Source organism: Paenibacillus sp. JT22N12 (assembly GCF_056269365.1).
In genome coordinates, this window is sequence record NZ_JBWDNU010000010.1 from 124,251 (window position 1) to 151,130 (window position 26,880).

Below are 26,880 nucleotides of genomic sequence, written 5' to 3' on the forward strand. Positions count from 1 at the left end.
GGCAGAGCAGCCTCTGACAGAAAGTGTTGTGTAATGAATGAAACCTACCCTGACAAAAGGATGGCGTATTAGCGGTATTGCATGTACGATTCTAATCCTGATGATCGCCACCGCCTGCGGGGGAAATGATCAGGGACAGAATGGCTCCGTTCCGTCTGCGCCCAAGGGCGATGTGACGCTGGTAATTGGCGCTTATTCCGTGGCCAAGGATGCCTTTGCCGAGCTGCTTCCGAAGTTTAAGGCGAAGTGGAAGGCGGAAACCGGACAGACGGTTGATTTCCAGGAGTCTTATGAAGCGTCCGGAACACAGGCGAGAGCCATAGCCGGCGGCTTCGAGGCGGATATCGCCGTGCTTGCGATGGAAGGCGATATCGACAAAATCCAGAAGGCGGGCTTTATCACGCATGACTGGAAGAAGGCCATTGCGCATGATGGCATGATTACACGATCCATAGCCGTTCTCGGTACCCGGGAGGGCAATCCCAAGGGCATCCATGACTGGGCGGATCTGACCCGTAAAGGGATCAAGGTGCTTTACCCCAATCCGAAAACCTCCGGGGGCGCCCAATGGGACATTAACGCGATGTACGGGGCCGGACTCAAAAAGTCGGAGGCGGATACCGGCAAGAAGGATCCTGCCTATGCCAAGGCTTTTCTGGAACAGATCCATCACAATGTGGAGTCGCTCGATAAGAGCGGGCGCGCCTCGATGGCAGCTTTCGAATACGGTGTAGGCGATGTGATCGTGACATATGAGAATGAGCTGATTGCCCGAATCAACCAAGGGGTGAAATATGAGATCGTTGTGCCCAGCTCCACGATTCTGATCGAGAATCCGGCTGCGGTGGTTGATGTCAACGTGGATAAGCACGGAACGCGCAAGGTGGCTGAAGCGTTCCTGAACTATCTGGAAACCCCGGAGGCGCAGCATATCTTCGCCGACTATGGCTTTCGACCTGTTGACGATAAGGTGCTGGCAGAGGTGAAGGGCCAATATCAGCAGCCGGCGGATCTGTTCGACATCAGCTATCTTGGCGGCTGGGACCAGGTACGGGATACGCTCTATTCCCCTAAAGGCGTATGGTATCAAGTGCTTGCGGGGCTATGATCCTTGGAAATAAAGCATGCAAAAAAGCACTCTGCTTCGGTCTTTCGGCAGGGTGCTTTCCTCTGTGAACTCATTTGTAATCCACTATATGAAAGTATGATTGCGCTACCCATTCTTCAAGTCAAAGGATCCGTTACGGACCTTCCCTCCACCTCGCCGGATTCGCCCAGAAAATAATGCCGCAGCGGCTTCAGATTGTCATCCAGCTCATATACCAGCGGGGTGCCTGTGGGAATATTGAGATCGGCAATCCCGTCCTCGGGAATCTGATCCAGGTATTGGACAAGCGCCCGTAAGGTGTTGCCGTGAGCAGCGATCAGGACCCGACTGCCCGATTTCAGGGCGGGCTGAATGGTTTCGTTCCAATAGACCAATGCCCTCGCTTTGGTATCATCCAGATTCTCCGTTAGCGGGACACATTGTTCAATGCCCGCATACCTGCGGTCAGATCTCTCACAGCGCGTATCGGTCAATTCCAGGGCAGGCGGCCGGATATGGACGGATCTTCGCCACTCATGAACCTGTTCATCCCCGTATTTCAAAGCGGTTTCAGCCTTGTTCAACCCCTGAAGGGCTCCGTAGTGGCGTTCATTGAGCATCCACGTTTTAAAGACGGGAATCCACATCAAGTTCATTTGATCCAAAATAATCCATAGCGTGCGAATCGCTCTCTTCAAGTAAGATGTATAGGCGATATCGAAGACATAGCCGTTCCGCAGCAATATTCCCCCGGCTATTCGGGCCTCTTCAAAGCCTGTGGGGGACAAATCGATGTCTGTCCAGCCGGTAAAACGGTTTTCGAGATTCCACTGGCTTTGGCCGTGGCGTATCAGTACAATTTTAATCATTCCGGGGTTGTCTCCCTTTCGTCGACGCTGTCTTGTACGTTGGTCAAGAGCAAAATCAGGCCGTGATCATAACTGCAGTCGCTGTATAAGCGACCTTTGCCTGAAGCAGCCCGGAATAGAAAGCAAGCGGAACATATAACGTTCCATTCTTAATAACAGGGGCGGTCTCCAGGGAGAGAAGGACGTTTTTGCCGGAAATGTAGGAATCCTCACCCACGGTTGCCGTAATAAGCTGCGAGCCTTTGAACAGCTCAGCCTGCTGCGAAGCTTCCTTCCAATTGAGCTTGTAGCCAAGCGCGGCGGAGATGGGACGCAGCGGAGCCATGACGATACCGCTCTCATTTGTAAACAGCGGCGCTTGTCCGAGATCCAGCTTGACTCCATTGATAAACACAGGCAGCGAAATCAATTGGCCGCCCCCGGAGGAGCTGTCGCCGGCATAAGGAACCTTGATTTCGGGCAAGCCTGCGGCATACGGGGCAATTTCATAATTTTGAAATACAATGTAGGCATTGCCGTCTTTCACATAGAAGGTCTGGTCATCGGTAATGCCTGTGAAGGCATCCTGAAAATAATGATCGGGGTTTGACGCTATTTCTTCTTTCACTTTTTTATTGATAACTGCTTTGTAATCGGCTCCAAACAAGTCCTTGAGCGTGATAAGAGAAGGCTTGTCGGAGTTCCGGATATTATAGGTATCCATGCGGGTGATGCCATGAGCGCCTCCCGTGAATAGATAGGTAAGCACTTTTATGGATAAATAATTGCTGTTCCCGGGACTTCCATCGGACATAACCTCATACTTGACCGTGATATCATAGGGAATAAAATCAATACCTGCATCGATCGCCTCTGCGGCACCGCTGGCAGCCTGTTTCTTGACAGCCTCCAGATCCTGCCGGGCAAGCTCGGAGATGCGGTAATTAAGCTCTCCCTGATACTGGGTGCTCCGCAGGCCAGCGATAACCGGATACTGGACGTTGGCGGTATACGTTTTTGAAATTGTTTTAATTGTCTTTGCGGAGACCTTGATGGCGGATGTTTTTTGGTTGGCTAAGGGGCTGCCGACATCGATTGTGTCAGCAATCCCGTTCCCACTGGCAAAAGAAAGCGGGGTGCCGGCATGGAACATCAGGCTGCTAATTGCTCCAAGGACCAGTATTCTCAGGCAATTGCTCGTCAAACGGTGTTGGGTCATCTAGATCCCTCCATGATGCATGATATAACATAATTATAAGTGATACGGGCGCCTTATAAAGTAACAAAATGGTTAAAACACATAACTATTTTTAACCCGAATGAACCAGGGTTGAATACCCCGTTGCCCGACTCAGCTCTCAGGAATTGAAGACGCCTTTTGTTTGTTTTTTTTGATCAGGTAACTGACCAGCAGCAGCAATACGATGGCGGCAATATAGGTGTAATCCCAGAAAGGCCAATATTTTGCCGTTATTTCCGTCAGGTAAGAGTAATTGGGGGAGAAGTAAAAGGCGAGTCCGAATAAGATGAATCCGATGGGAGCAGCAAGCATACGATAGTCCTTCAATCGGAATAGCTGGGCTGTTCCCAGAACGGTGGCGTAATAATACAGGACGGTTTTGAAAAAGATCGAGAAAATCCAGATAATGGCCAGCATGGCCTCAAGCCGCTCCAGAAAATGGCCGATGCTGATTTTTTTGGCCAATGAGTAAGAGGGGTAGATATGAAAAGAGCTCATAGTCGGTCCCAGTACCAGTGTGGATAGCAGGACCAGAATGAAAATGATCATTCCCCCGAACAAGGAGCCAAGCAGCAGATCCCTCTGCAGATGCGTACCCTCATTGACATAGGGAAGAATTACCAGAAACACGAGAAGCTCCGAGAACGGGAAGGCAACCGAGTAGAGCATTCCATGCAGCACGGGGCCAATTCCGCTGCCCAGTATCGGGAGCATATTCGTCAGTTTTATCTGGGGCAGCAGAAGCAGAACCAGGGAGAAAAAGAACAGCAGAAACCAGGGGAAGAAAATCTCGCTTGCCCTTGCGAGGGGCTCCAGCCCCAATTTAATCCCGAACAGCATCACAATAATCATCATAAAGTGAATCACATAAAGCGGGGTTTGCGGCAAAATGATGGTCGTAATGAAGTCGCTGATTTCACGCAGCATCCCCGAAGTAAGCACGAGAAAGAACATCAGAAATAGAACCGATAGAATCCCGCCGAAAAATTGACCCAGGAGCTTCTGGTTCATTTGAAATAGTGTCGATTTGGCCTCCATCCGGCTTAGCCGCAGCATCAGCCACAAGATGAACAGACCGATAGGAATGCCCAGCAGTACGGATAACCATGAATCCTGTTTGGCCGCTGTTGTCATCATGGAAGGCAGGAAGAGGATGGAATCCCCGATTGTAGTGAAGATGACGAGGATTGTTATTTGTTGGATGCTGATTTTTCCATGTTCACGCAAATATATCCACCCTTTCCTAACTTAGTTGAAAATCCAGCTGCTAATCGGGGAATAGACCATCTTGAGTACGATTAGTGGACTTGGTAATGGAACCGATTTAACGGACGCTATGCTCAGAGCGATCCCAGCGACGAACAGAACGGAGAAAATGACGGTTTCTTTGATCCACCGTTTCCTGATCAGGACCGGCAGTTCAAGTGCAGCCGCTGCCAGGGCGAATATCAGGACAGCAATTAGCATCATCACAAAGCATCACTCCTTCAATTCCTTCGTAATCGGGTTGCCTATGGCTCCCAGCTTCCGAATGATTACCTTTACTTGGTAATTCACCTTGATCCTCGGGAATTCCACATCCCAATCTTTTTTCAGCTGATTCCATTTTTTCGGATGAGAATGATAGATCACTTGGCCGAATCCGAAAATATCGCTCTTATATTTTCCCTGCACATGAGCCATGGTTTGTTCCATCTGCTGCTTGATTTCTTTCTCCGCTTGTTTTTGCAGTTGATTGATCACGGGCGGGCTTGTCAAATCGATATCGCATTCAACCTCCCCAATGTCTGCCGTAATATTCACATTAATGTTCATAAGAGTCTTGCCTTGTTTGATCTGGCTTTTAGTAGAGGTCTTGGAGTTGTAGACTTCTATCGTGAGATTTCCTCCATCCGGACAGGCCACTCTATTTACAGTGGTGTTTATATTATTCATGATGTAATTGAAGCCTTTGGTTTCTTCCGGATCTAACCAGCCGATCAGACGGTCCCCCTTGAAGACGCCAAGATTGGAATACTTCAAGCGTGCGGTGCTGTCGATTTCCTTGACATTCTGTTCCTTCTCTCCGGTGCGTTGATTGCCGATTACGTTGATTCCCGTCAGTACGGGATTGATACCATCGGTAATTAACTGGCTTACAAGCTTATCCAGTGTCACATCCGCGGTTGTGGCCCAGACCTTGGAGGATGCCTCAAGCGAGCTGTACATATTGACTGCCGGAATCTCCTCCAGAGGCGTCATGATTTTCAGAACATTTTCAGCAGTGCCGTTCTTGGCAATCATCACGAAGAGGTCTGGCCGCGGTTCCGAAACCCGGGTCTGGAAGTCCAGGATTTTGGAGATTCCTTCCCGGGCCAATGCTTCACCAATGACCAGAACGCGAATGTGAGCCCCATAAATTTTTCGTGGACTTGTTAACGTAAGTTTACGGAAGGCTTCGAATAATGTTGGGGCTGAGGCTTTATACATAACAACAGGGGACCTGCTGCCATTGCCGTTTTTCGTTGAAACGGCTGAGGGGTTAACGACTTGGACGGAAACCTGATAATTATCGCCGATTTTATCAAATCCCGTCCCCAGTTGGATTCCAAGATCACTGAGCTCGCGCCGGTCCCAGCAGCCGGTTAAGCACATGACAATCAAACAAACAGCCAATATCCATCTGCATATACATTTCATATTGGACTCCTTTATTTGTCTGATTTATTTCCGGCTTGCTGCCGAACAATATTTTTTTGACTGATAAGCCGAGGTCGTTTTAACATGGAAGACCATGGAACCCGGAATAGGGTATCCTTCTGATCCGCCAGATTAAAAGGAGCGAACGGACTCATATAAGGGATCCCGAAGGAGCGCAGCGAGCATAGATGGAGAATAAGCACAATGATTCCGGCCAGAATGCCGAAGAGACCGAAGGAGGCGCCCAGGCCCATCAGTATAAAACGGAGCATCCGAACGGAAATGGACATGCTTGTTGCCGGAATGACATAGCTCGAGATTGCCGTTATGGATACGATGATAACCATAACCGAAGACACAATCCCGGCTTCCACTGCCGCCTGTCCAATAACGAGCGTTCCCACGATAGATACCGCTTGCCCGACTGTCCTGGGCATCCGCACGCCAGCCTCACGCAGGATTTCATATGTGATCTCCATGAGAAGCGCTTCTATGAATGCGGGAAATGGAACGCCATCGCGCTGGGCGGCAAGATTAATAAGCAAATCAGTGGGAAGCATCTCCTGATGAAAGGTCGTAATAGCGATGTACATTGCAGGAGCCAGCAAGGAGATGAAAAAGGCTAAATAACGGATAAGCCGCAGCAATGTGCTGACATCGGCGCGCTGCGCATAATCCTCAGCTGATTGAAAGAATTGAGCGAAAAGGGCTGGAACAAGCAGCACGAAGGGAGTTCCGTCGATGAGAATGGCCACCCGGCCTTCCAAAATACCTGCAGCAATGGTGTCCGGCCTTTCGCTGTTGTAGATCGTGGCGAATGGCGAAAGCGTCTTATCCTGAATCAATTCCTCGATATAGCCGCTCTCTAATATACCGTCGATATCGATCCGGTCCAGCCTTGTTCGCACTTCCTCCACAATTTTGTCATTCGCAATATTTTTCAAATACATAATGGCCACGCTTGTTTGCGTAACCTTACCGATATGGCGCTCTTCCATCCATAATTGCGGGTCACGTATTTTGCGTCTGACCAGGGCGGTATTCGTTCGCAGATTCTCATTGAAGGCTTCCATCGGGCCGCGTACCACTGCTTGTGTGATCGGTTCGGAGACATTTCGGCACTCCCATCCGGCTACCCCGATGCGCAGGCATTCCCGAAAGCCGTTCACCATGAGGATCGCATCGCCGGACAAGAGATAAGTCATCATGGTATCCAGGTCACCCAATATGCTTATATCTCCTGCCATCAGGATATCATTCCTGATATAAGCCAGAACGCTGCTGCTTTTTGAATTCATTTCCTGAACGCTCGGGATACTTTTGGAAGACATCAGATTATTAATGACACAGTTGTGCAGCTCTTTGACGTCTACAAGACCATCGATATAGATCAGGGCTGTCGAGACGGTCCCGGATAAAGAAATCTCCTTGATGATCAAATCGGGGCTCGTACCCATGACACGATAAATATGTGTTATATTCTCTTTAAGGTTTTCATGTAATGGTCTGGCGGTGCTGTTATTGTTGTCGGCTTCCATTTCTCTCCTCCTCGAAGGGGGATATCGTTATTATGTATCAGGTCTCTTGCGTTTTCCTATTATCACCAAGGGGTGAAGAATTTATTTAAAAGCAGAATTAAATAGCTGACGTCGGTCCTTTGCAGCGAGAAGGAGTCGCATGTTCGTTGACCCATATATAAATGGATCCTTTTACACAAAAAAAGCCGCATCACAAGCAAGAATTCTGCTTGTAATGCGGCTTTCATTCGAACCGGATAACGGAATCAGGACGGATCAAGTACAAATTTCTCGATGACATGACGTACGCCTTCTTCATTGTTGGACCGGGTTACATATTGAGCAATTTCCTTGAGTTTGGGAAGCGCATTGCCCATCGCCACGCCGAGTCCGGCAACTTCGATCATTTCGTGGTCATTCCATGAATCGCCGATGGCGATCACCTCTTCGAGCTTGCAGCCGATATGTTCGGCCATAAAGGCGATCGCATGACCTTTGGTCCCTTCCTTGTGCATGAATTCCAGATAATGGGGCTTGGATTTGGTGATATGCACACGATCTCCAATCAGCGGCGCCAGCTCCAGCGCAATTTCGTCCAGGTAAGCCGGGTCATCGATAATCAGCATCTTGGTTGAAGGCTGATCGATCAATTTATTGAAGTCGGGCTCGACGACAAACGGAATCTTGGAGAGCGCAGAGTACCCGCGGCCAAGCTCAGTATCCTCCTGCACATAAAGTACATCGTTGATATACAGCTGAAGGTGCAGCTTGCGTTCCCTGCAGAAATCAAACAGCTGCTGGGCGGCGTCCTTGGGTACGCTTCGCTCATATAAAACCTGCTCATCCATCAGTGTCTTGATAAGCGAGCCCTGATAGGTGATGATCGGCACATCAAAGCCGATTTGCATGGCGATTTTTTTGGCTGAGGGAAACATGCGGCCGGTGGCGAGTGTAATAAATACCCCCCGTTCAATAGCTTCCGTCAGTGCGGCTTTGGTCCCGGGCGTGACGGTCAGATCGTCGGTCAGCAAGGTGTCGTCCACATCAATGGCAATAAGTTTATACATATGGTTATTCCTGCTCCTGTTCTCTCTTTAAGGTTTTCATTGATTGTATCGGATATTGATACGGCGGACAAGCGTTTTTTACGAAACCTTTAAGAACGGCGGCCTGTCAGAAACAGATTGCGGTACGCTGTAGGCGTCATTCCTTCGCTTTGCAGGAATCGTTTGTTGAAGTAGCTCGGGCTTTCATACCCGCAGAGCTGCGCTACATCATTTATTGCCAGGCTGTGCTTCTCGATTAACAGCTGCTTGGCTTTGCCGATCCGGCACATGGTGACGAATTCAAGCGGTGTTTGACCTGTGGCTCTCCGGAACCATCGGCAGAAGGCGTAACGGTTCGTGCCGGCCTTTGCGGCCCATGTATTCAGGTCGAAGGAGGCGGAAGCAGCGGCCTGCAGCTCAGGGAGCAGCAGCAGGATGCGCTCACTGGCCTCCTCGCCGGGTGTATGAGCCGACAGCGGCTCTGCTTGTTCGATTAATTCGGCTATAATTCCATACATCAGCATCGACAGGCTGGTGGGATACAGTGATTTATGCCGCTGGATTTGCTGCAGCAGGTCGTCCATCCGGCTTTCAAGCATTTTGGGTGAGCGGATTCGCCAAACAACCGACCGGTGAAAGCCGCGCTCCGTGAGATCGGCGAATGCTCCACTGCCGTAGAAGTGGATCCATTTTACACTCCAGGCATGCGCGGGATCGCTGTAATAGGTCTGTTTATCACCCGGGAAATAAAGAAAAGCGTCGCCGGCCTTGAGCTCCTGGAGGCCGCTCTCTTCCTCCACAAAGCCCTGGCCGGCTGTAACCAGATGGAGATTGAATTCCAGCAGGCTGCCGAAGGATCGATTTTCTTTGTGGTTCCGGATTTCCTTATAGTAACCGGCGGATTCGGGGAAGCAGTAGTAACGGTCCCGCCGAACCATGGGCAGTGTAAGATGTTCCATTTGCGCCGAGGAAGCCTCCTTTATTTTGAAAGCGATGTCTTTATCAATATTGTATTAGTCATTGCAATATATTTCGATTTTACTGCCGTTAATCCTGCTTTATAATAATCAATATATGACAATAGGGAGTGGATTTTGGATGATGAAGCAAATCAGGGTGGAAGATGTTCAGCTGGGGATTTCCCAGCTGGTGCAGGGATCCATGATGCTCAGTATCGATAAGATGGATTACTCCAGCGAATTGCTTGATGCCTATGTATCAGCAGGAGGGAATGCAATCGATACGGGACATATCTATGGCGCAAAAACGGCCCAGGCTGTCGGGCAGTGGATGGAGGAACGGGGAAATCGCAGCGAAGTCGTTCTGATCGGCAAAGGAGCCCATCCGTATGAGCAGTCCCGGATGACCAAGACCTGTATTCAGAGCGACCTGGTCGAATCGCTGGAACGGCTCAAAACCAATTACGTCGATATATACATGCTTCACCGCGACGATCCCAATGTCCATGTGGGATATATTCTTGAAGGCTTGAACGATCAGATTGCCGCAGGCCGCTGCCTGTCCCTCGGGGCTTCCAACTGGACGGTAAGCCGTATCCGTGAGGCGAACGCGTATGCCGAGAAGAACGGCATGAAAGGCTTTGCCAGCAGCAGCCCCAACCTTGGCCTGGCCAAGCCGATCGAGCCGCGCTGGGCGGGATGCGTCTCGACCTATGCCGAGGATGAGGCGTGGCATGAGCATTCGCAGCTGCCGATTATTTCATGGTCCTCCCAATCCGGGGGCTTCTTTACGGATCGTTATGCGCCTGAGATCACACAGGATGCCGATATGGTCCGGGTATACTACAGCGCCGAGAACTGGGAGCGCAAGCGCCGTGCGGCCGTGCTGGGCGCCAAATATGGCGTCAGCGCGAACCATATCGCCCTGGCGTATGTGCTGAACCAGCCGTTCCCGGTTGCGGCGATCATAGGTCCGCATCAAACCTCGGAGCTTTATGACAGCATCAAGGCGCTTCCCGTTGCTTTGACTGCGGACGAACTGGCCTGGCTGAGCCTGGCGAAGGAAGCTCTGGCTGCTGAATAGCAATAAAACATGCCGGATTTGCATTTTTCTCAAGCCTCAAGCCCTTCTTTAACCAAGGATCATGCGGATATTTGTCGCATTGATGACATTGGATGAGGAAGGGCTCTTTGGACTGTGCGCCAAGCCTTGCGGCTGACCGGGGAATGCGATAAAGTGAGTAGCAGATTCCTTGTGTCGGAACGGAGTGATTGAAGATGAGCTTGTATGGTCAGCAGGAAGCAAAGCAGCGGCGGAATGTGAATATGGTTCTGCTTATTGTGGTGGCATGTGTTATCGGTTTTATCGGTGGACGTATATCAATGACGGTGCAGTATCCCATATTGAAGGAATCGACTTTCCACAATTTGTCCTATGCTTATAACGAAATTATGGATAATTTTCTGGACGGAGCCAAATCCAAGGCGCTTGTCGAAGGAGCCGCGGAAGGTATGGTTGCCTCGCTGAATGATCCGTATTCCGTTTATTTAAGCGGGGATAAGGGCGAGCAGTATGTACAGTCCTACGAGGATACCTTTGTCGGGATCGGGGTTGAGATAAGGGAACAGGACGGGGAATTCATCATTGAGAATACGATAAAAGGGGCTCCAGCGGAAAAAGCAGGCTTGCAATCCGGCGATGTGTTTCTGTCGGTGGACGGCAAAGAGGTCAAAGGCATCACGCTGGAGGAGCTCAAGCAGCTGGTTCAGGGCAAGGAAGGATCGATTGCGAAGCTGACGATCCGCCGCCAGGGAATGAATGAGCCGCTTGATGTTCCCGTTACCCGGGGGGCCGTGCCCGTACATACGGTCACGTATGAGATGAAGGCGGACAAGATCGGTGAAATTACCGTTACCCGCTTTGCAGAGAAAACGGGCGACGAGTTCAAGGAAGCGGTCACGAAGCTGCAGGAGCTTGGCATGAAATCGCTGCTCATTGATTTACGGGGCAATCCGGGTGGGCTGCTGACCCCAACCGTTGAAATTGCCAATCTGTTCGTACCCAAAGGACAGACGATTCTCCAGGTGGTTTATAAAGGCGAGAAGCAGGTTATTACGCATAAATCAGAGCAAAAAACACCATGGACGCTCCCGATCGCGATATTGGTCGACGACAACACGGCAAGCTCGGCGGAGGTGCTGACCGCAGCACTCAAAACAACAGCAAACGCAACAGTGGTCGGCCAAAAAACATTCGGCAAAGGGATCGTCCAGAACTTCAGACAATTAAAGGACGGCTCTGTGCTTAAGCTTACGGAAGCCCAGTGGCGTTCTCCGGACGGGCAGTGGATTCACAAGAAGGGAATCGAGCCGAATATCGCCATCGAAGCGCCCTCCTACACGCTTCTGCCAAGGCTTCCGGCGGGATTGCAGATCAAAGCGGGGGATTATGGGGACAAGGTGCAGACGGTTCAAAGCATGCTCAAGACGCTTGGTTATGACGTCGGCGCCGGAACCGGCATCTATGATGATGCAACTTCAACGGCGGTGAAGAAGTTCCAGCGGGATGAGGCGCTGCCGGATAACGGGGTTGTGAACGACAAGACAGCCTACCGGATGACGACGCGTTTAATGGAGAAATATAAGCAGGAAGACCCGCAGATGGCCAAAGCCCTGGATGTTCTCCGGACGGGGCCAGCCAGTTAAGAAGATAAGCAAGCATGATGAGGCAAACGGAAAAGATCGATTGAATCGGTCGCATCCGTTTGCCTTTTTCTGTATGATAAGGTATAAAGTTACTGTAGATGGTTTACATCACCGATACAAGTTGAAACGATGCGGAAAAAAGTCTGCGTTATATTTGATGAATGAAGCGATGCCCGAAGCAATAGCTTACATAGAGGAAACCGTGACGGAAGGTGATTATATGAGCAAAAAATGGTTTTTTTCTATATCTGTGTCTGTGCTGATTGTGTTGGCAGTGCTGCTCATACTTCTTCCTGTAACAGGCGAAGCGCCTGGTGAAGCAGCTGATCCAACCGGTCCCAATGAACAAGCCGTACAGGGAGCAGGGAGCTATCCGGAAGCAGCGGAGGCAAATACCGGAGAGCCTGAAGATATTCCAATACCTCCTGGAGACATGCAGACACCCCCCGAATACATAGAAGCACCAATTGCAGCCAATAAGGAGCCCATTCATCTGGTTTTTGCCGGTGATGCAATGATGGATGCGTCGGTGAAGAAGGCTATTGCGCAAAAAGGACCCGATTATCCGTTTGTGCATGTAAAGAAGAAGGTAACGGCAGCGGATATTGCCTTTGTCAATCTGGAGACAGCCGTTACGAATGAGAAGAATAAGGATACAAGTCAAATCTTCAATTTCAAATCGGATGCGATTTCGCTCAAAGGGATCAAAAATGCCGGCTTTGACGTTATTTCGGTCGCAAACAATCATGTCCTGGATTTCCAGCGGAAGGGTCTGCTGGATACGCTGGACCATCTGGAGGCATACGACCTCATACCAGTGGGAGCCGGCCGCAATGAGAATGAAGCCTTTTCGGCCAGAACAGTCAAGGTGAAGGGCGTGACAGTGAAATACCTGGCCTTTTCCCGCTTCCTGCCGGAGCTTAATTGGGTAGCTGAAGGAGAGAGACCCGGTGTGGCCGGAGCCTATGACCAGAAGAAGGTGCTGGCTGCCATTGCGGGCGAACGGGAAGGAGCGGACTACCTGATCGTATATATGCACTGGGGGATTGAGCGAAACAACCGTCCGGAAGCATGGCAGCGGAAGTTTGCCAAAGAAATGATCGATACCGGCGCAGACGCCATTATCGGCAGCCACCCTCATGTGCTTCAGGGTTTCGAGTCCTATAAAAGCAAGCCGATTGCCTATTCCATTGGAAACTTTCTGTTTCCGGATTATGTGAAGGGGCGTACAGCAGACACCGGTCTATTGAATCTAACACTCCAGAAAGGCAAGGTCACCATGCAGTTCGACCCTTTCTACATCAAGAATAATCAGATCATTCCGAGGGAGAAGGCGTACATCCATAATCAGCTGGATTATCTGGAGGCCATATCGTACGGCATGGAGGTTAAGGGCAACACGATACAGGCATCGGGACAGGCGCAGACTTTGAAGTAAGTCCGGCTGCGCTCCTCCCCGGCAGTCCGTTACGAAAGGGTCTCCCATTTCTCCCACATCGAGCGGGGGTTGCGTTCATATACCTCGTTGTCGCGGTACAGATAAGCGTGCATGATAAACTCGCGGCGGATGGTGGCGAAGTCATCATGGAATTGTTTGATGAAGCCGTTTATTTCCTGCTCTGAATAAGACCGTCCCTCCACCAGGCGTTCAGCCAGACTCTCCAGCACGATCCGTTTCTTTTTGAGCTGTGCCGGAATATGCTTCAGCTTCCCGTCTCCGCTAAAGAAATTGCGCAGAACGGACTGTTTAAGACGTTCATTCTTCTCATCCATCGTTGATGTCTCCTCTATTTTGTTGTGTTGTTCCTGAAGCAGATCGTGCATGGCGCCGGCATACTGCTTGAGAAAGTAACGATCCAGCGAAAAATAAATCGCATTCTTCTCCCGCCGTTCATGGAGCAGACTGACGGCGCGCAGCTTGGCGGCATGATGGGTAATGGTCGCCGTCGAAAGATACAGCTTTTCAGCCAGCTCCTGACCGGTCATCTCGCCTGCGGCCAGCAGAATGATCATCCGGACGCGTGTCAGGTCGGCCAATGCTTTGTGATAATTAACGATTTTATCCAGCTGGAGCATTTCACAACCACCTTATTAGATTAATATCTAATTAGATAATATTCTAATTAAATACAGAATGTCAACAATTAAAGGGAATGGATCATCAATGGGTCGTGCTGGAGGGGTGAACATCGTTCTTTATGGGAGAAATCCGATTAGCAGGGGCTTTTGGCGGGGATATTGATGACTTTGAGAATTTGCACGTAAATAGGGCTCCTGCTTGTCTGTGACAACCAGGAGCCCTATCCGATGCTTTCAATCGTATTCAATTGTTACCTGCACTCCATTCAGACAACTTCCGTTGCAAATTATTAAACCCAATCGTTCAAGCCAGGCTTTGAAGAATGGCCCGACGCTGTCTTTAGCGGCAATGCCTATTCCTCTTCACATCATCCAATCGTTGATTTCCCGCAATGTCCCACAAGCAAGCGGCTTTCCTTGAACTTATAGAATGAATATATGTTGGTCATACATTCAATTCTATACGGTTCTTCTTGCTTACTCCTCTCCATGAATTTTCATATCCATAGAAATCTCTAACCTTTTTGTTGATACAGGGACACGCTTCGCTAACCTTCTCCAATGGACTATCCCCTCTCGGTGGACTGTGTACCATTCATGTTCTGAATGATATGTCCTTATTGTACAAGCTGTATGTAAGTTTTGTAAATATTCAGAATAATCTAAATATATAAAAAAGAGGGGCATTTATTCCCATTTACTCCCCTATGCTCCCTTGTCTTTACCATTTCGAGACATTTCGCCTGCGGAAAATGAGATAGATAGCGAATACAAGAAGCAGAATCGCCCCTACCATGGCAACGGTGTAAATATTCTCATAATCCTGCTGCTTGAGGGCAATGGCTATAAAGGCCCAGACGAATACAAGCACATAGAAGGGATCGCGGGAAACACCGCCGACTATCAGGGCAAGCACCCAGGCGGCGGCAAGCAAAGCGATGGCCCATAATGCATCCGACCAGCCAAATCCGTTCCAGCCAGCCTGATACAGGCCAACTGCAATGTTCACAATCGTGGCGACCGTGATCCACGCGAAATACAGACTGAAGGGCAGTCTGACCCAGATAAATTCTCCCGCAGCAGGCCTGGAGGTGGCGGTTCGGATCCGTTGATACAAAATGATTAAAGTCAGCAGCAGAGCGATCATAATAAACACGCTAATTCTCACATGCTCGTAGTGCCAGGCGAAGACCCACGCGATATTAAACAAACAGCTGATGAAGAACCAGGGACCGGTGCTTCGAACGGAAGGCTGATCTCCTGTACGGGAGCCCAGCTGGTAAAAAACGAAGCCGATCAATAAGACATAAATCAGCATCCAGATTGAAAATGCATAATCGGCCGGTGTTATCAAAACCGGATATTGAGCCGACAGCTCAGCGGTTGTTTTGCCATTGAGGGGAAGATATTGAGCGAGTGCGTTCACAATCAGTACAGCGATCAGTCCAACTATATTCCACAAACGGTATGGATTTCGGTTGTACATGGGGCAAGCCTCCTGATAAATTAATCCTCTGCAATCAATTATATATTCACCTAATCCCATTTCCATTAAACGAGGAAGCGCATGCCAATCGAATCCGTGAAGACGCCCCAGCCGGAGATTGGCGTATAGAATCCTTTTTCTTCAGCCGCCTATTGACAGGGAATGAATAATCAAATATATTATAACCAACGGTTAGTAACCAATGGTTATAAAAAAGAGCGGAGATGATGGCATATGAAAGTACAACAACTGTCTGAGCATATCTGGAGTTTGAAAACATGGATGATCATTCCTATACATGTGTGGGTGGTGGTAGAAGAGGACGGCGTTATTTTGGTGGACGCGGGTCTGGGAAGCATGACGAAGGGCATTTTGTCCTTTATCGGGAAGCTTGGGGCAGGTCCATTGAAAGCGATCGTGCTTACTCACGGTCATTCCGATCATGTTGGGGCCATTAAGAAAATCCGGCAGCACTCATCCGTCCCAGTATACGCACATTCAATCGAAATCCCGTATATGGAAGGAAAGCTTCCTTATCCGGGGCGCAAGAAAGCGGCAGCAAGCGTGGAGGCAGGGCTTGCCAAGCCGCTTCAGGCAGATGCGGATGGGGAGCTTGCGGCATTTGGCAGCTTGAGACCTTATCTGACTCCCGGACATTCACCAGGCCATGTCGTATATTATCATGAACGGGACCAGGTGATGCTGGCAGGAGACTTGTTTACCTCCAAGAAAGGTCAACTCCGGCTGCCGATGAAAATGTTCACCTTCGACATGAATGAAGCAGTCAGAAGCAGCAGAATCGTATCTAAACTGAAGCCTTTACGTCTGGAAGTATGCCATGGATCTTCAGTCCTGCAGCCGGCTGACCAGATGGATGCTTATCTTTCGGCTTATCAGGGCAACAACGGACAATCAAGTTCATTTGTCCAGTTATAAGAAAGGTGAGTAATTTCTTCATTCAGTCAACAAAATGACCACAAAGATCGTGCAGGAGGATGCGGCAGATACGGACTAACCCCTTCAGCAGCTGTCCGCGCACCCAGAGCATAGCCGATTTATCTGTCCCGTCAGGACGATGAGAGCACTGTATTATTCTCTGCTCAACTGATCAAGTCGACTGCCGGACATCGCGAAGCGCAATAAGGAACTGCTTGGGGATTTCCGTTTCGAAGCGCATTCGTATTCCGGTTATGGGATGGTCAAAGGAAAGAACGCGGGCATGAAGGCCGAGCCGTCCCATCGCCTTCGACTTTGAACCGTATTTTTTATCGCTGACGACGGGATGCCCGATATCCTGCATATGAACGCGGATCTGATTCTTGCGCCCAGTCTCCAGCTCCACCTCAAGCAGGGAAAATTCGCTGCTGGTCTGCATGATTCTGTAATGGGTGACAGCCAGCTGGCCGTCATTGGGGTAAGGGCTGGAATACATGCGCAGCGTTTTGCTTTCTTTCAGCCAGGATTTGATGGTCCCTTCCGTCTTACGGACTTTGCCTTCCACAAGGGCTACATAGGTCCGCTCCTTCACAGCGTCCTGCCATGAATTCTGCAGAAGCTGCTGTGCCTCCTCGCTCCTGGCAAACATCATAACGCCTGAGGTGTCGCGGTCCAGACGGTGTACCACGAATATGCGGTTCTCCGGATTCTCCAATCTGACATATGCCGTTAACTGCCGGTAGGCTGTCAAATCGGTTTCCTGCGCCGATGCGATCGACAGCAGGCCGGCTTCCTTGTTGATGACAATGATATGTTCATCCTCGTACAGAATGGACAGTCCCATCAGCGGAGGCTTCTCGACGATCTTCTCTCTGCTTACCGAGACCCAATCCCCGGGCTTAAGTGCGTGGTTATATAAGGTGACTACGCGTCCATTCACTGATATCTGACCGCGGCCCAGAAGGGACTTAATCGCGTTGCGGCCCTGATGCTTGATGGCCAGCAGCAGGAAGGCCAGCAGTTCCTGCTGCTCCTTCACGATAAAAGGCTTGCTGTCGGCGCGGGCTGCGCTTCTCTCGCTGACTCCGGCAGACGGTCTTCGGCTGGAGGCAGATGTCCCTGCCGCTGCCGCGCGGACGCCGCTCCCGCGCGAGGATGATCCGCGCGGTGGTAAACTGCCGCGTTTAGCGGCTGCATTGTGTTTTGGGGCTGATTTTCGTTTGTCCATGGTAAGGCTCACACCGTCCTATAAAAGTTATCCCCAATATAGCATGAAAGAGACCGATATTGCTATTATCGGTCTCTTTCCGTATGTCAGCGCACCGCCTGCACTGACTGGTCGGCATTGCCGGTTGGATGCCCGGGATCATAAACTGTTAATCAAGTCAGAGGCCTCGGGTGGTCAATGCTTTCTGGAAAATAACTGCTTGCGTCTGATTGCCGCTGCAGCACCCAAGGCAAGAACGGCAATAATGATGATGACCATCAGAGGGCTGGTCCCGGACATTCCAGCGGATGCGTTCGGGCCGCCGGGGGAAACGGAATCAGCCGCAGCTGTATTCTGGGCGGCGGCAGGTGCTGCGTCCAGCAGCTGTGCCTGCTCCATTTCCACAACCTTCACCTGGTCACGGCCGAATTTCTCGTACAGAAACTCCGCATGGGCTTCACTATAAGGTGTGATGCCGATCTCGACCGCGCCCTGCCCAGGAGCTGTGGTGGTAACCTGGAAGCCCTGTTCTGCGAGTTCGTCCTGTCCTTCACCCGCGACATAGCTGTCGATTTCCTGCTGCTTCTTCAGCAGATCCGCGGAAGGTTGATCTGCTGCAGCCGGCATCATCTCGCCAAACAGTACAGCCTGCTCTCCTTCCACAACCTTCACCTGGTCACGGCCGAACTTCTCGTACAGAAACTCCGCATGGGCTTCACTATAAGGTGTGATGCCTATTTCGACCGCGTCCTGACCGGGGGCTGTGGTGGTAATCTGGAAGCCCTGTTCCGCGAGTTTATCCTGCCCTTCACCCGCGACATAGCTGTCGATTTCCTGCTGCTTCTGCAGCAGATCCTCCTGGCTTACGGCCTGGTTGCTTTGGGCGGTATTGCACGGTGAGTTCTCAGGTGCAGCGAATGCCGCGTTGGCCGACAAGAGCATCAGACAGCCGCCGATCAGCAGCACCTTCGCCAAACGTGCTTTTACGTTTAATAGGGTTGTCATGGTTTATTCCTCCTGTAGAGATTTCATGGAACGTGCGATTTGCAGCGCCTCTGCCTCCGGCAAAATCCCGGAGAGCATATAGTCGATATCGTTGGCCTGCCAATGAAGCTGAATGTTCCGATCCGTATCCCCTGCATCCTCGCCCGGATCGCCTATAGTGATGGAGCCGGCAGCTCCGTTGATGTCGACGGCTTTGCCATTTGCGGGAAAATCCGCTATAACCCGCTTCTGCTGAAAGATCCCGAAGGATTGATTGGCAGAAACGTAACTGAAGACAATTTCTGCTGCTTCTCCTTCACGGGGACCGCTGGCATTAATTTCACGAAGCGTGAATCCTGCTGTTACGTAAGAGGGCACCAGCAGCGCGTCACCGAACCAGACCTTGGCTTCCTTAATAGATGGAAGCACCCATATTTCCTGACTGGAGGAGCCCGGTGCGGGTGGGGGAAGGTCATCCCCTGGATTGTTCTGCCCAAGCATAGGCGTGTTCAGCGTATCGCCGGGCTGCTGCCCGCCAACCATCGGTTCCGATTGGCCGTTATTGCCTCCTTGAGTACCTGCAACGCTGCCGGGAGCTGCCGGCGACAAGAGAAATGGAGCCGCAGCCAGCAAAATCAATATAATGGCGGCTGCAGCTGCCGATCCCCAAATCCAGCCTCTGGTCGGCAGCCGTTTTTTAGGAGAAGGAGGCTCCTGGGTTTCCAATAGCCGCTGCCGTACAGATTCTTTCAGGCGGTTATCGAAATGCAGATCTTCGAACAGCAGCTCATCGGCTTCCTGCTTAAATGTTTGACGGAGTTCTGTATCCGGCGTCTTCATCGGGCCAGTCCCTCCTTCTCCAGATAGTCGCTGAGCATCTCTCTTGCACGATGAAGCCTGCCGCGGACGGTACCTTCGGGGGAACCGGTCGCTTCCGCTATTTCACGCGTAGATAAATCGAGATAATAAAACAAATAGATCACCTCATGATAGTGGGAGGGCAGCTTGACAACATGCCTCAGTATTTCTGTCCGGTTCCATCTGGCCATCGCTTCTTCTTCGGCGCTGTACCGTTCCGCTTTGGTGAGCAGAACGGGATCGGTCGGCTGTTCCTGGGCAGCTTTTCTTCCCAAACGGTCTTTGCACAAATTAATCGTTATTCTGCTCAGCCAGGTTTTCACACTGCTCTCCCCGCGGAAAGTGGACCAGTTCCGGTAAGCGCGGATAAACACTTCCTGACTGACGTCCTCAGCCAAATGTCTGTCGGCCAGATAGAAATAAGCAGTGCGAAGCACGGCGGAACCATATTCCGCCATTAAGCCTTCAAGCGCTGAGGAGGGATTTTCAGGGAAGCTTGATTTGTCATTGGGGCCGGCCGGCCTTGGCATGTAACCACCTCCGTACCCTATAGACGGCGCCAATACGCTTTTCGCTACACTTTTTATGGAGAAAATAAATGAAATTCATAAAATGGGCCATACAGACGGTCGCTAATAGTCCGTGGATTGGTGCTTCAAGGGACAGGTATGGTATTATGATAGAAAAGTAAAATAAGTTTGAACCAGCACGATTAGTAAAGCTACTTTGGAGGGACTCCCCATTACGAACGCTATTTTGAATGACGCCTTGACCATGCTGCAGAAGACGAGCCGTACCTTTTACATTCCGATCAACGGCCTGGATATGGGCTTGAAGGAAGCCGTAACCTCTGGCTATTTATGTATGCGGGCAATCGATGAAATCGAAGATCATGAGGAGATCTCGGGTCAACTGAAGATTGATCTGCTGCGGGGAATTTATGAAGCATCCCAAACCTCCGATATTATTCATGCAACTAATGAAGTCCTGATGCCTTATCGCGATGTCCTGCCGGAAGTAACTATGAGACTGCGCGATTGGATGCTTCTTTGTCCTCCTTCCATTGTGGATACGGTTATTCACTATAATGCGAAGATGGCCAAGCAAATGGGAGAGTGGGCCCAGGCGAAATGGAATATTCAAACCGAAGAGGATCTGGACGGCTACACCTACAGCGTAGCGGGTATGGTCGGAGAAATGCTCTCTGAGTTGTGGTTATGGCATGATGATACCCAATCTGATAGAGAGAAGGCTGTTGCTTTCGGCAGAGGGCTGCAGGCGGTCAATATCCTGCGAAACCGCAAAGAAGATCTCAAACGGGGCGTGGACTTTTATCCGAATGGGTGGGACTTCAAGGAAATGCTCATATATACACAGCGCAATCTGAAGCTGGCTGATGAGTATATTGCCGAATTAAAGCCGGGACCGGCCCGGAAGTTCTGCAAAATTCCGCTTGCGCTCGCTCAGGCTACGGTGAACATTCTGGCTGCCGGCGGCAGCAAATTAACAAGAGATGCCGTTCTCAAGATTGTCAATCGGCTCAACGGGTAGCCATATCCCGTTAGTTTTTTAGGGTGTGAGGTTATAATGAACGGATTGTATTGTGAAAAAAAACCAGTTTTGCACGCTTTCGTGCAAAACTGGTTTTTTTTAGCCGTCAAACAGAACTTTGGTTGGTTTTTATTCTTATCGTTGATAGACGAGCGGGAAATGATCCCCGGTCAGCAGCTCGCCCGGTTCAACCGAGACAAAAGGCAGCATGGGGTGCCCGGCCGTTGGCGCATAACGTGTGTGGCCCGGCATATAGTGAACGGCGATTGCGCGGCGCTTGTGTTGCGAGCGGTTGTTCGGGCTGCCGTGCCAGGTCAGGCAGTGGTGGTAGCCGACCTGTCCCTTTTTAATTTCAAATGGCACCGGCGTAGTATCCGCTCCCTCCGGAAGCAGCTCAGGCTGCTTGTGGACCGGTTTGAATTCCGCGTTGCTTTCCAGATACTGCTGATGATTCCCCCATTTGTGGCTGCCCGGCACCATCCACATACAGCCGTTCTCGATCGTGGCATCATCCAGAGCAACCCAGGCGCTGACGAGATCGGAAGGGGTAATGATCGGCCACAGCGGGTGATCCTGATGCCATTTGGTCGGTCCGCCGGTAACAGGGGGCTTATATTGAATTTGATCATGCCAGATACGGACTTCATCGGTCCGCGTCAGCTGGGCGATTTCCTCGCAGATCGTCTTGTTAGCCGTATGCTGGAAATAAACATCGCTGGCCATCCAGATGTTGACGATCTGCACGACGGACTCGCTGACCGTCATTTTCATATCGTCATAACCCTTCGCCAGCATATTGTGCGAAAGCACCGGCTTTTTCACGGATTGCCCGTTCATGACCAGATCCAGCTCATCGCGAAGTGCCTCAACCTCGGCATCGCTCAAGACAATGCCGCCTTTCAAAAAACCGTTGTTTTCAAATTCCTCAATTTGTGCTTGACTTAACATAGTATATTCCTCCCGGATGTGTTGGCTGTATTTCGTTGATAAGCTAAGCATAGTGGAGAATGGTAACGCTGTCTTTACAAATACTGAAGAGGGATTTGCACTTTTCCAATACGAATCATAATGGCTCGCGAAGGGGAGGGAGGGGCGTTTTTGAAATCAACTGATCTGGGATCGATTCATGAGCTTGCGCCAACCGTGAACTTTGCCGCCCGCGCGGAGGCGCATGCGAATACGGTTTGGGGCCCACGCAAAAATCCCGACTTTCAGCTGTTCTATATCTTGTCCGGAGAAGCGGAGGCCATTATCGGGGGGCAGCGGTATTTGCTTGCAGGCGGAGATTGCGTCATCTATGGTTCTTTGCATCCTCACCGGCTGAGGACCTTGAACAGGACTGAATATATTAGCCTCCATTTTCACTTGCGTCATGCCTCACCCGAGCCGGTCCACCCGGCTTATGCCCTGCAGAACTGCTCGGAAGAGGAGATGCTCCATTCTGCAGACAGCGGCTTTACGATTGAAGTTCCAGGCCATGACAGACTCGGTCTGCCAGACTTCATTACGATGCCGGCCCTGGAGCCGTACCTGCTGCGCATCGTTCAGGAATACAGCAATGAACAGCCCGGGTATGCGGTTTATTTGCGCGCCTTAATGACAGAGCTGATTACGGCTCTAGTCCGGCATCTGCTGAACCGTCAGCCTCCATCGGCGGAGCGGATCAAAATCGAACCGGCGCTTGCCGCGATCGGCCAGCATCCCGAGGCGAACTGGACGGTAACGGAGCTGGCCGGCTTATGCGGCTATCATGCGATTTATTTCTCTTCGCTGTTCAAGAAATGCACAGGCGTGACGCCCAAGCAGTACCTGATTTCCGAGCGGATCCGCAAGGCCAAATACCATCTGCTCCAGGGAGAGAAGATGGAGCGGATTGCAGAGCGTCTGGGCTATGCCAGCATCCATTATTTTTCACGGAATTTCAAGGATGAAACAGGACTGACCCCAACGGAATTCAAGCAGCAGGAGCATGAAATTTAATAGCTGGCTGATGGCTTGAAATCTATAAATCTTTCATTTCAATTTCATAGACAAAAGAGAGGACGGGGTGATACGATAGCCACGTGGGAAATTGGCAGATAACTGGAGGAAATTCAAAAGTGAAATTGAAGCTTGTCTGGAAACGAAGTGTATTGTTATCTGTCCTTGCGGCCGGATTGGTATTCGTACCGCTCCCGGGTTTGGCGGATTACAGCGCTGCTGCTGCGGCCTCCAAGACCGCTGCACAAGCTGATGTTATACCGGTATTTGTGGATGGAACGAAGCTGGCTTTAACACCATCGCCCGTTACGATTAAAGGAACGACCATCGTGCCGATGCGCACTATTTTCAATGCATTGAAGGCCAGCGTAACCTGGGAGCCCGCGACCAAGACAATTATTGTTGTCAAGGACCGTACGACCATTACGCTGCTGCTTGGTTCAAGCAAGGCCGTCAAGAACGGGAAGAACGTGACCCTGGCGGTACCGCCGCAGATTATTAAAGGAGCGACAATGGTGCCGCTTCGTTTTGTTGCGGAAGCGCTTGGCGCCGAGGTTAAGCTCGATTCCGCCGCCCGCCTGATTCGCATCACTTCCTTTGAGGCGCTGGAAGCGCAAGCCTATGAGGATGAGGATGAGACAGAAGCCGATGATCCTGATTCCGGCTATGGGGAGTATGATACGTTTTCGACCGAAGAAGTTGTTGAGATGAACGACGATAAGGTCGTCATGATTACGACGGATTCGGCGCAGGGCAGCGGGGTAATTATTGGACCGAACCGGATTGTTACCAACCTTCATGTGATGCAGGAAGCCGGGAAGGCAACTGTTCTGCTGCGCAGCGGCGATACCTTCGAGGTGGAAGGCATTGTCGGCTATGATGAGAAATCGGATTTGGCGGTCATTCAGACGACAAAGCCCCTGGGAGTAGAGCCTGCCACAATCGGATACGGCGTGGGCAAAGGGGCGCATGTCATTGCCATAGGCAGTCCGCTGGGGCTCCAGAACACAGTCTCCGATGGCATTGTCAGCAATTTGCAGCAGGCGGATGGCGTTCAGACCTATCAGATCAGCGCCCCGATTGATCACGGCAGCTCGGGCGGCGGGCTGTTCGACGATTACGGCGAGCTTGTAGGGATCACGTCATCGGGAATCGAGTCCACGCAAGCGGATTTGAATTTTGCGGTATCCGTGCTTAATGTCAGCATCCTTCTTTATAATATTGAAGACAACAAAGCCAACGAGAAAATTGACTTCCTGCCCTCAACGTTGCCGGATACCCTTGTGGGTGCAACTGACGATGATATCCGCGATCTGGTCGACAAGGAGTTCGGGGAAATCAGTACCTCGCAGGGCGGAACGAAGCTGCAGCGCATTGAGGTCAAGCGCGATGACAAGGGCTGGCTGGTTGTTTCGGCCGTAATCGATCCTGCATTTTATATGCTGTACGGGAATATGGCTAATGATGATCTGCGCTTCTGGGCACTCGATGCGGGAACCAAGCTGCATAAGCTGCTGCCGGACGACACCATTCAGCTTGCCGTCTATTATGAGCAGGAGTTCAGCTTCGAGCCCCGGAATTTGAACGCGGCAGAGGTGACGGCTGCTGCAGATGGAAAATGGCTTGTCCGTTATCCCGTTGTTCAGTTGCAAGGCAAAGAGAAGATGATCGTTCAGGTCCGGACCTGACCTCTTTGAACGATGATTGAAGCGGGGCGGTTTTCTCTCCTGCGGCATTATGCTGCGGGAGCGGGGGCTGCCCTTCTTTTTTTGTGCCATATTCGGTACAATAGAGTTGCTTGTAAGCCATAACGATAAAGAGGGAATTAAACAATATGAAAGTCGTACTGGCAACCTTGAATGCCAAATTTATTCATACCTCACTCGCGCTGCGCTGCCTGAAAGCCTTCAGCGAGCATGAGTTCGACATCGAAATTGCGGAATATACGATCAAAGATCCGGTGATGAACATTGTCGCCGACATCTACGCGAGGAAACCGAGTGTAATCGGCTTCTCCTGCTATATCTGGAATATCGAAGAGACGATTACGGTCATCGATATGCTGCGCAAAATCATGCCTGAGCTGCGTATAGTACTGGGCGGCCCCGAGGTCAGCTATGACACGGCCTTCTGGATGGAGCGTCTGACGCAGGTCGATTATATTGTGGTTGGCGAAGGCGAAGAAACCTTTCATCATCTGCTCACGGAGCTGCGGGATACGCAGAAGCTGCATATGGTGTTTGGTGTCGCTTACCGCAAAGAGCGCAAGGACGATACGATAGAAATCATCCTCAATCCGCCGCGTCCGAAGCTGGAATTGGCCAAGCTTCCATCACCGTACCGTTTTCCGGAGGATATCGCCGGTCTGCAAAGCCGTGTCACTTATTTCGAGACCAGCCGCGGCTGCCCGTTCAGCTGCCAATTCTGCTTGTCGAGCATTGAGGTAGGGGTCCGCTATTTTGATATGGAACGGACCAAAGCGGATCTGCTTTATTTGATCCAGTCCGGCGCGAAGCTGATCAAGTTCGTGGACCGCACCTTTAATATCAAACGCGACTATGCGCTGGAGATTTTTCATTTCCTTATTGAAAATCATGGAGGCTGCGTGTTCCAGTTTGAAATCACCGCGGATATCATGCGTCCCGAGGTGCTTGATTATTTAGCCGAGCATGCGCCGCCGGGGATTTTCCGCTTCGAGATCGGCGTGCAGTCAACCAATGATCCAACGAACGCGGAGGTGCAGCGCAGGCAGAATTTTGCGAAGCTGAGCCGCACCGTTACCAAGGTGAAGGAGAGCGGCAAGATCGATCAGCATCTTGATTTGATCGCCGGTCTGCCGCTGGAGAATTACGATACGTTCCGCAAAACCTTCAACGATGTCTTCGCGCTGGGGCCGGAGGAGCTGCAGCTTGGCTTCCTCAAGATGCTGCGGGGCACCGGCATGCGCCGCGATGCGGATAAGCACGGATACATCTATATGGACCGGGCGCCTTACGAGATTCTTGGCAACGATATTATGCCGTTCTCGGATATCGTGCGGATCAAGCGGGTGGAGGACGTGCTGGAGAAATATTGGAATGCGCACCGGATGGACCATGCGCTGTACTATCTAATCGGGCAGGCATTTGATTCGGCCTTCGACTTCTTCCAGCAGTTCGGCGATTATTGGGAAGGACGCGGCTGGCAGAAAATCGGCCATCAGCTGGAGGACCTTTTCTCCCGGTTGTGGACGTTCCTGTCCGAGGTGCATATTCTCCGCACGGCAGAAGCGGGCAAGCACTGGCAGCCCGAGGTTGCGCTTGGGCTCATGAAGCTGGATTATTATCTGAATCACAAGTATAAGCCGCGCAAGGTGTGGTGGGACTTTACGATGGACAAATCCGCGTGGAACGGCTGGATGCAGCAGCTGGCGAAAGAACCGCATGATGTCTCGGAGGCATTCGCTACGCTGGGCCTCGGCGAGAAGGAGCTGCATAAGCACGCTGTTATCGAACTGCTGCCATTCGATCTGGAGCTCTATCTGTCAGAAGGCATATTGTCCCTGGAAGCACAATCGCTGCTTATTGTGGTTTACAGCGGCGGTGGCAAGGAGGATGGTGCGGCGGCGAAGCCATTCATCCAAAGGCTGGTTCACGTCAAGCAGCGTACGGGAACGATGTAGAACGGACTGTGGGGAGAATGCCATCCTCACTCCGGCATACAGCAAGCTTGGACTAT

At 51.0% G+C, this 26,880-nt stretch carries 24 protein-coding genes; 9 read left to right on the plus strand and 15 right to left on the minus strand.

Annotated elements, in window-relative coordinates; all coding sequences use genetic code 11:
• The first annotated feature begins 37 nt into the window (after nucleotides 1-37).
• On the plus strand, nucleotides 38-1,108 hold the full coding sequence (locus tag AC0YOA_RS28265; RefSeq protein ID WP_475789470.1) for a sulfate ABC transporter substrate-binding protein: 1,071 nt from the start codon (nucleotides 38-40) through the stop codon (nucleotides 1,106-1,108).
• Nucleotides 1,109-1,224: 116 nt separating this feature from the next.
• Here AC0YOA_RS28265 and gpmA read toward each other — a convergent pair whose 3' ends face one another.
• From gpmA to AC0YOA_RS28305, 8 genes are all read right to left on the minus strand, one after another.
• The gene (gpmA, locus tag AC0YOA_RS28270) at nucleotides 1,225-1,956 is read right to left on the minus strand and encodes a 2,3-diphosphoglycerate-dependent phosphoglycerate mutase (RefSeq protein ID WP_475789471.1); all 732 of its coding nucleotides are present in this window, start codon (nucleotides 1,954-1,956) and stop codon (nucleotides 1,225-1,227) included.
• A gap of 55 nt (nucleotides 1,957-2,011) precedes the next feature.
• Nucleotides 2,012-3,154 (minus strand): stalk domain-containing protein, encoded by a 1,143-nt coding sequence (locus AC0YOA_RS28275; protein WP_475789472.1) that lies wholly within the window; start codon nucleotides 3,152-3,154, stop codon nucleotides 2,012-2,014.
• 132 nt (nucleotides 3,155-3,286) lie between these two features.
• Nucleotides 3,287-4,402: a GerAB/ArcD/ProY family transporter gene (locus AC0YOA_RS28280; RefSeq protein ID WP_475789473.1), complete on the minus strand. Its 1,116-nt coding sequence runs from the start codon at nucleotides 4,400-4,402 to the stop codon at nucleotides 3,287-3,289.
• Between the two features lie 21 nt (nucleotides 4,403-4,423).
• Complete coding sequence (locus AC0YOA_RS28285) at nucleotides 4,424-4,648, minus strand: hypothetical protein (protein ID WP_210038214.1); 225 nt, start codon at nucleotides 4,646-4,648, stop codon at nucleotides 4,424-4,426.
• 6 nt (nucleotides 4,649-4,654) lie between these two features.
• On the minus strand, nucleotides 4,655-5,854 hold the full coding sequence (locus tag AC0YOA_RS28290) for a Ger(x)C family spore germination protein (RefSeq protein ID WP_475789474.1): 1,200 nt from the start codon (nucleotides 5,852-5,854) through the stop codon (nucleotides 4,655-4,657).
• Between the two features lie 11 nt (nucleotides 5,855-5,865).
• On the minus strand, nucleotides 5,866-7,392 hold the full coding sequence (locus AC0YOA_RS28295; RefSeq protein WP_475789475.1) for a spore germination protein: 1,527 nt from the start codon (nucleotides 7,390-7,392) through the stop codon (nucleotides 5,866-5,868).
• Nucleotides 7,393-7,637: 245 nt separating this feature from the next.
• Nucleotides 7,638-8,438, minus strand: a complete 801-nt coding sequence (locus AC0YOA_RS28300; protein ID WP_475789476.1) for a Cof-type HAD-IIB family hydrolase — start codon at nucleotides 8,436-8,438, stop codon at nucleotides 7,638-7,640.
• Nucleotides 8,439-8,527: 89 nt separating this feature from the next.
• Nucleotides 8,528-9,376, minus strand: coding sequence for a helix-turn-helix transcriptional regulator (locus AC0YOA_RS28305; RefSeq protein WP_475789477.1), 849 nt, complete (start codon nucleotides 9,374-9,376; stop codon nucleotides 8,528-8,530).
• Nucleotides 9,377-9,515: 139 nt separating this feature from the next.
• On the opposite strand from AC0YOA_RS28305, the gene AC0YOA_RS28310 reads away from it, so the two are divergent.
• From AC0YOA_RS28310 to AC0YOA_RS28320, 3 genes are all read left to right on the plus strand, one after another.
• Nucleotides 9,516-10,460: an aldo/keto reductase gene (locus AC0YOA_RS28310; RefSeq protein ID WP_475789478.1), complete on the plus strand. Its 945-nt coding sequence runs from the start codon at nucleotides 9,516-9,518 to the stop codon at nucleotides 10,458-10,460.
• 194 nt (nucleotides 10,461-10,654) lie between these two features.
• Complete coding sequence (locus AC0YOA_RS28315) at nucleotides 10,655-12,082, plus strand: S41 family peptidase (protein WP_475789479.1); 1,428 nt, start codon at nucleotides 10,655-10,657, stop codon at nucleotides 12,080-12,082.
• A gap of 220 nt (nucleotides 12,083-12,302) precedes the next feature.
• Complete coding sequence (locus AC0YOA_RS28320) at nucleotides 12,303-13,520, plus strand: CapA family protein (protein ID WP_475789480.1); 1,218 nt, start codon at nucleotides 12,303-12,305, stop codon at nucleotides 13,518-13,520.
• Between the two features lie 29 nt (nucleotides 13,521-13,549).
• Here AC0YOA_RS28320 and AC0YOA_RS28325 read toward each other — a convergent pair whose 3' ends face one another.
• Nucleotides 13,550-14,158, minus strand: a complete 609-nt coding sequence (locus AC0YOA_RS28325) for a DUF2087 domain-containing protein (protein WP_475789481.1) — start codon at nucleotides 14,156-14,158, stop codon at nucleotides 13,550-13,552.
• Between the two features lie 724 nt (nucleotides 14,159-14,882).
• Complete coding sequence (locus AC0YOA_RS28330; protein ID WP_475789482.1) at nucleotides 14,883-15,647, minus strand: tryptophan-rich sensory protein; 765 nt, start codon at nucleotides 15,645-15,647, stop codon at nucleotides 14,883-14,885.
• A gap of 234 nt (nucleotides 15,648-15,881) precedes the next feature.
• Here AC0YOA_RS28330 and AC0YOA_RS28335 point away from each other — a divergent pair, with 234 nt between their 5' ends.
• Nucleotides 15,882-16,583, plus strand: a complete 702-nt coding sequence (locus AC0YOA_RS28335; RefSeq protein ID WP_475789483.1) for an MBL fold metallo-hydrolase — start codon at nucleotides 15,882-15,884, stop codon at nucleotides 16,581-16,583.
• Nucleotides 16,584-16,755: 172 nt separating this feature from the next.
• Here AC0YOA_RS28335 and AC0YOA_RS28340 read toward each other — a convergent pair whose 3' ends face one another.
• The 4 genes from AC0YOA_RS28340 to AC0YOA_RS28355 all read right to left on the minus strand — a co-directional run bounded on the left by AC0YOA_RS28340 (nucleotide 16,756) and on the right by AC0YOA_RS28355 (nucleotide 20,162).
• Nucleotides 16,756-17,811: an RluA family pseudouridine synthase gene (locus AC0YOA_RS28340; RefSeq protein WP_475789484.1), complete on the minus strand. Its 1,056-nt coding sequence runs from the start codon at nucleotides 17,809-17,811 to the stop codon at nucleotides 16,756-16,758.
• A gap of 174 nt (nucleotides 17,812-17,985) precedes the next feature.
• Complete coding sequence (locus AC0YOA_RS28345) at nucleotides 17,986-18,795, minus strand: hypothetical protein (protein ID WP_475789485.1); 810 nt, start codon at nucleotides 18,793-18,795, stop codon at nucleotides 17,986-17,988.
• 3 nt (nucleotides 18,796-18,798) lie between these two features.
• On the minus strand, nucleotides 18,799-19,614 hold the full coding sequence (locus tag AC0YOA_RS28350; RefSeq protein ID WP_475789486.1) for a DUF4367 domain-containing protein: 816 nt from the start codon (nucleotides 19,612-19,614) through the stop codon (nucleotides 18,799-18,801).
• The gene (locus AC0YOA_RS28355; RefSeq protein ID WP_475789487.1) at nucleotides 19,611-20,162 is read right to left on the minus strand and encodes a sigma-70 family RNA polymerase sigma factor; all 552 of its coding nucleotides are present in this window, start codon (nucleotides 20,160-20,162) and stop codon (nucleotides 19,611-19,613) included. The genes AC0YOA_RS28350 and AC0YOA_RS28355 overlap by 4 nt, the downstream gene beginning before the upstream one ends.
• A gap of 244 nt (nucleotides 20,163-20,406) precedes the next feature.
• Here AC0YOA_RS28355 and AC0YOA_RS28360 point away from each other — a divergent pair, with 244 nt between their 5' ends.
• Nucleotides 20,407-21,183 (plus strand): squalene/phytoene synthase family protein, encoded by a 777-nt coding sequence (locus AC0YOA_RS28360; RefSeq protein WP_475789488.1) that lies wholly within the window; start codon nucleotides 20,407-20,409, stop codon nucleotides 21,181-21,183.
• Nucleotides 21,184-21,318: 135 nt separating this feature from the next.
• On the opposite strand, the gene AC0YOA_RS28365 is transcribed toward AC0YOA_RS28360, so the two are convergent.
• The gene (locus tag AC0YOA_RS28365) at nucleotides 21,319-22,131 is read right to left on the minus strand and encodes a phytanoyl-CoA dioxygenase family protein (protein ID WP_475789489.1); all 813 of its coding nucleotides are present in this window, start codon (nucleotides 22,129-22,131) and stop codon (nucleotides 21,319-21,321) included.
• A gap of 150 nt (nucleotides 22,132-22,281) precedes the next feature.
• Here AC0YOA_RS28365 and AC0YOA_RS28370 point away from each other — a divergent pair, with 150 nt between their 5' ends.
• From AC0YOA_RS28370 to AC0YOA_RS28380, 3 genes are all read left to right on the plus strand, one after another.
• Complete coding sequence (locus AC0YOA_RS28370) at nucleotides 22,282-23,163, plus strand: helix-turn-helix transcriptional regulator (protein ID WP_475789490.1); 882 nt, start codon at nucleotides 22,282-22,284, stop codon at nucleotides 23,161-23,163.
• Between the two features lie 119 nt (nucleotides 23,164-23,282).
• Nucleotides 23,283-24,851 carry a stalk domain-containing protein gene (locus tag AC0YOA_RS28375; protein ID WP_475789491.1) on the plus strand — a complete coding sequence of 523 codons (1,569 nt, stop codon included), beginning with the start codon at nucleotides 23,283-23,285 and terminating at the stop codon, nucleotides 24,849-24,851.
• 146 nt (nucleotides 24,852-24,997) lie between these two features.
• The gene (locus AC0YOA_RS28380) at nucleotides 24,998-26,824 is read left to right on the plus strand and encodes a B12-binding domain-containing radical SAM protein (protein ID WP_475789492.1); all 1,827 of its coding nucleotides are present in this window, start codon (nucleotides 24,998-25,000) and stop codon (nucleotides 26,822-26,824) included.
• The last annotated feature ends 56 nt before the right edge of the window (nucleotides 26,825-26,880 follow it).

Coding starts and splice junctions, on each gene's coding strand:
- AC0YOA_RS28265 (WP_475789470.1), top strand. CDS start 38: ATGAAACCTACCCTGACAAAAGGATGGCGTATTAGCGGTATTGCATGT.
- gpmA (WP_475789471.1), bottom strand. CDS start 1,956: ATGATTAAAATTGTACTGATACGCCACGGCCAAAGCCAGTGGAATCTC.
- AC0YOA_RS28275 (WP_475789472.1), bottom strand. CDS start 3,154: ATGACCCAACACCGTTTGACGAGCAATTGCCTGAGAATACTGGTCCTT.
- AC0YOA_RS28290 (WP_475789474.1), bottom strand. CDS start 5,854: ATGAAATGTATATGCAGATGGATATTGGCTGTTTGTTTGATTGTCATG.
- AC0YOA_RS28295 (WP_475789475.1), bottom strand. CDS start 7,392: ATGGAAGCCGACAACAATAACAGCACCGCCAGACCATTACATGAAAAC.
- AC0YOA_RS28300 (WP_475789476.1), bottom strand. CDS start 8,438: ATGTATAAACTTATTGCCATTGATGTGGACGACACCTTGCTGACCGAC.
- AC0YOA_RS28305 (WP_475789477.1), bottom strand. CDS start 9,376: ATGGAACATCTTACACTGCCCATGGTTCGGCGGGACCGTTACTACTGC.
- AC0YOA_RS28310 (WP_475789478.1), top strand. CDS start 9,516: ATGATGAAGCAAATCAGGGTGGAAGATGTTCAGCTGGGGATTTCCCAG.
- AC0YOA_RS28315 (WP_475789479.1), top strand. CDS start 10,655: ATGAGCTTGTATGGTCAGCAGGAAGCAAAGCAGCGGCGGAATGTGAAT.
- AC0YOA_RS28320 (WP_475789480.1), top strand. CDS start 12,303: ATGAGCAAAAAATGGTTTTTTTCTATATCTGTGTCTGTGCTGATTGTG.
- AC0YOA_RS28325 (WP_475789481.1), bottom strand. CDS start 14,158: ATGCTCCAGCTGGATAAAATCGTTAATTATCACAAAGCATTGGCCGAC.
- AC0YOA_RS28330 (WP_475789482.1), bottom strand. CDS start 15,647: ATGTACAACCGAAATCCATACCGTTTGTGGAATATAGTTGGACTGATC.
- AC0YOA_RS28335 (WP_475789483.1), top strand. CDS start 15,882: ATGAAAGTACAACAACTGTCTGAGCATATCTGGAGTTTGAAAACATGG.
- AC0YOA_RS28340 (WP_475789484.1), bottom strand. CDS start 17,811: ATGGACAAACGAAAATCAGCCCCAAAACACAATGCAGCCGCTAAACGC.
- AC0YOA_RS28345 (WP_475789485.1), bottom strand. CDS start 18,795: ATGACAACCCTATTAAACGTAAAAGCACGTTTGGCGAAGGTGCTGCTG.
- AC0YOA_RS28350 (WP_475789486.1), bottom strand. CDS start 19,614: ATGAAGACGCCGGATACAGAACTCCGTCAAACATTTAAGCAGGAAGCC.
- AC0YOA_RS28355 (WP_475789487.1), bottom strand. CDS start 20,162: ATGCCAAGGCCGGCCGGCCCCAATGACAAATCAAGCTTCCCTGAAAAT.
- AC0YOA_RS28360 (WP_475789488.1), top strand. CDS start 20,407: ATGCTGCAGAAGACGAGCCGTACCTTTTACATTCCGATCAACGGCCTG.
- AC0YOA_RS28365 (WP_475789489.1), bottom strand. CDS start 22,131: ATGTTAAGTCAAGCACAAATTGAGGAATTTGAAAACAACGGTTTTTTG.
- AC0YOA_RS28380 (WP_475789492.1), top strand. CDS start 24,998: ATGAAAGTCGTACTGGCAACCTTGAATGCCAAATTTATTCATACCTCA.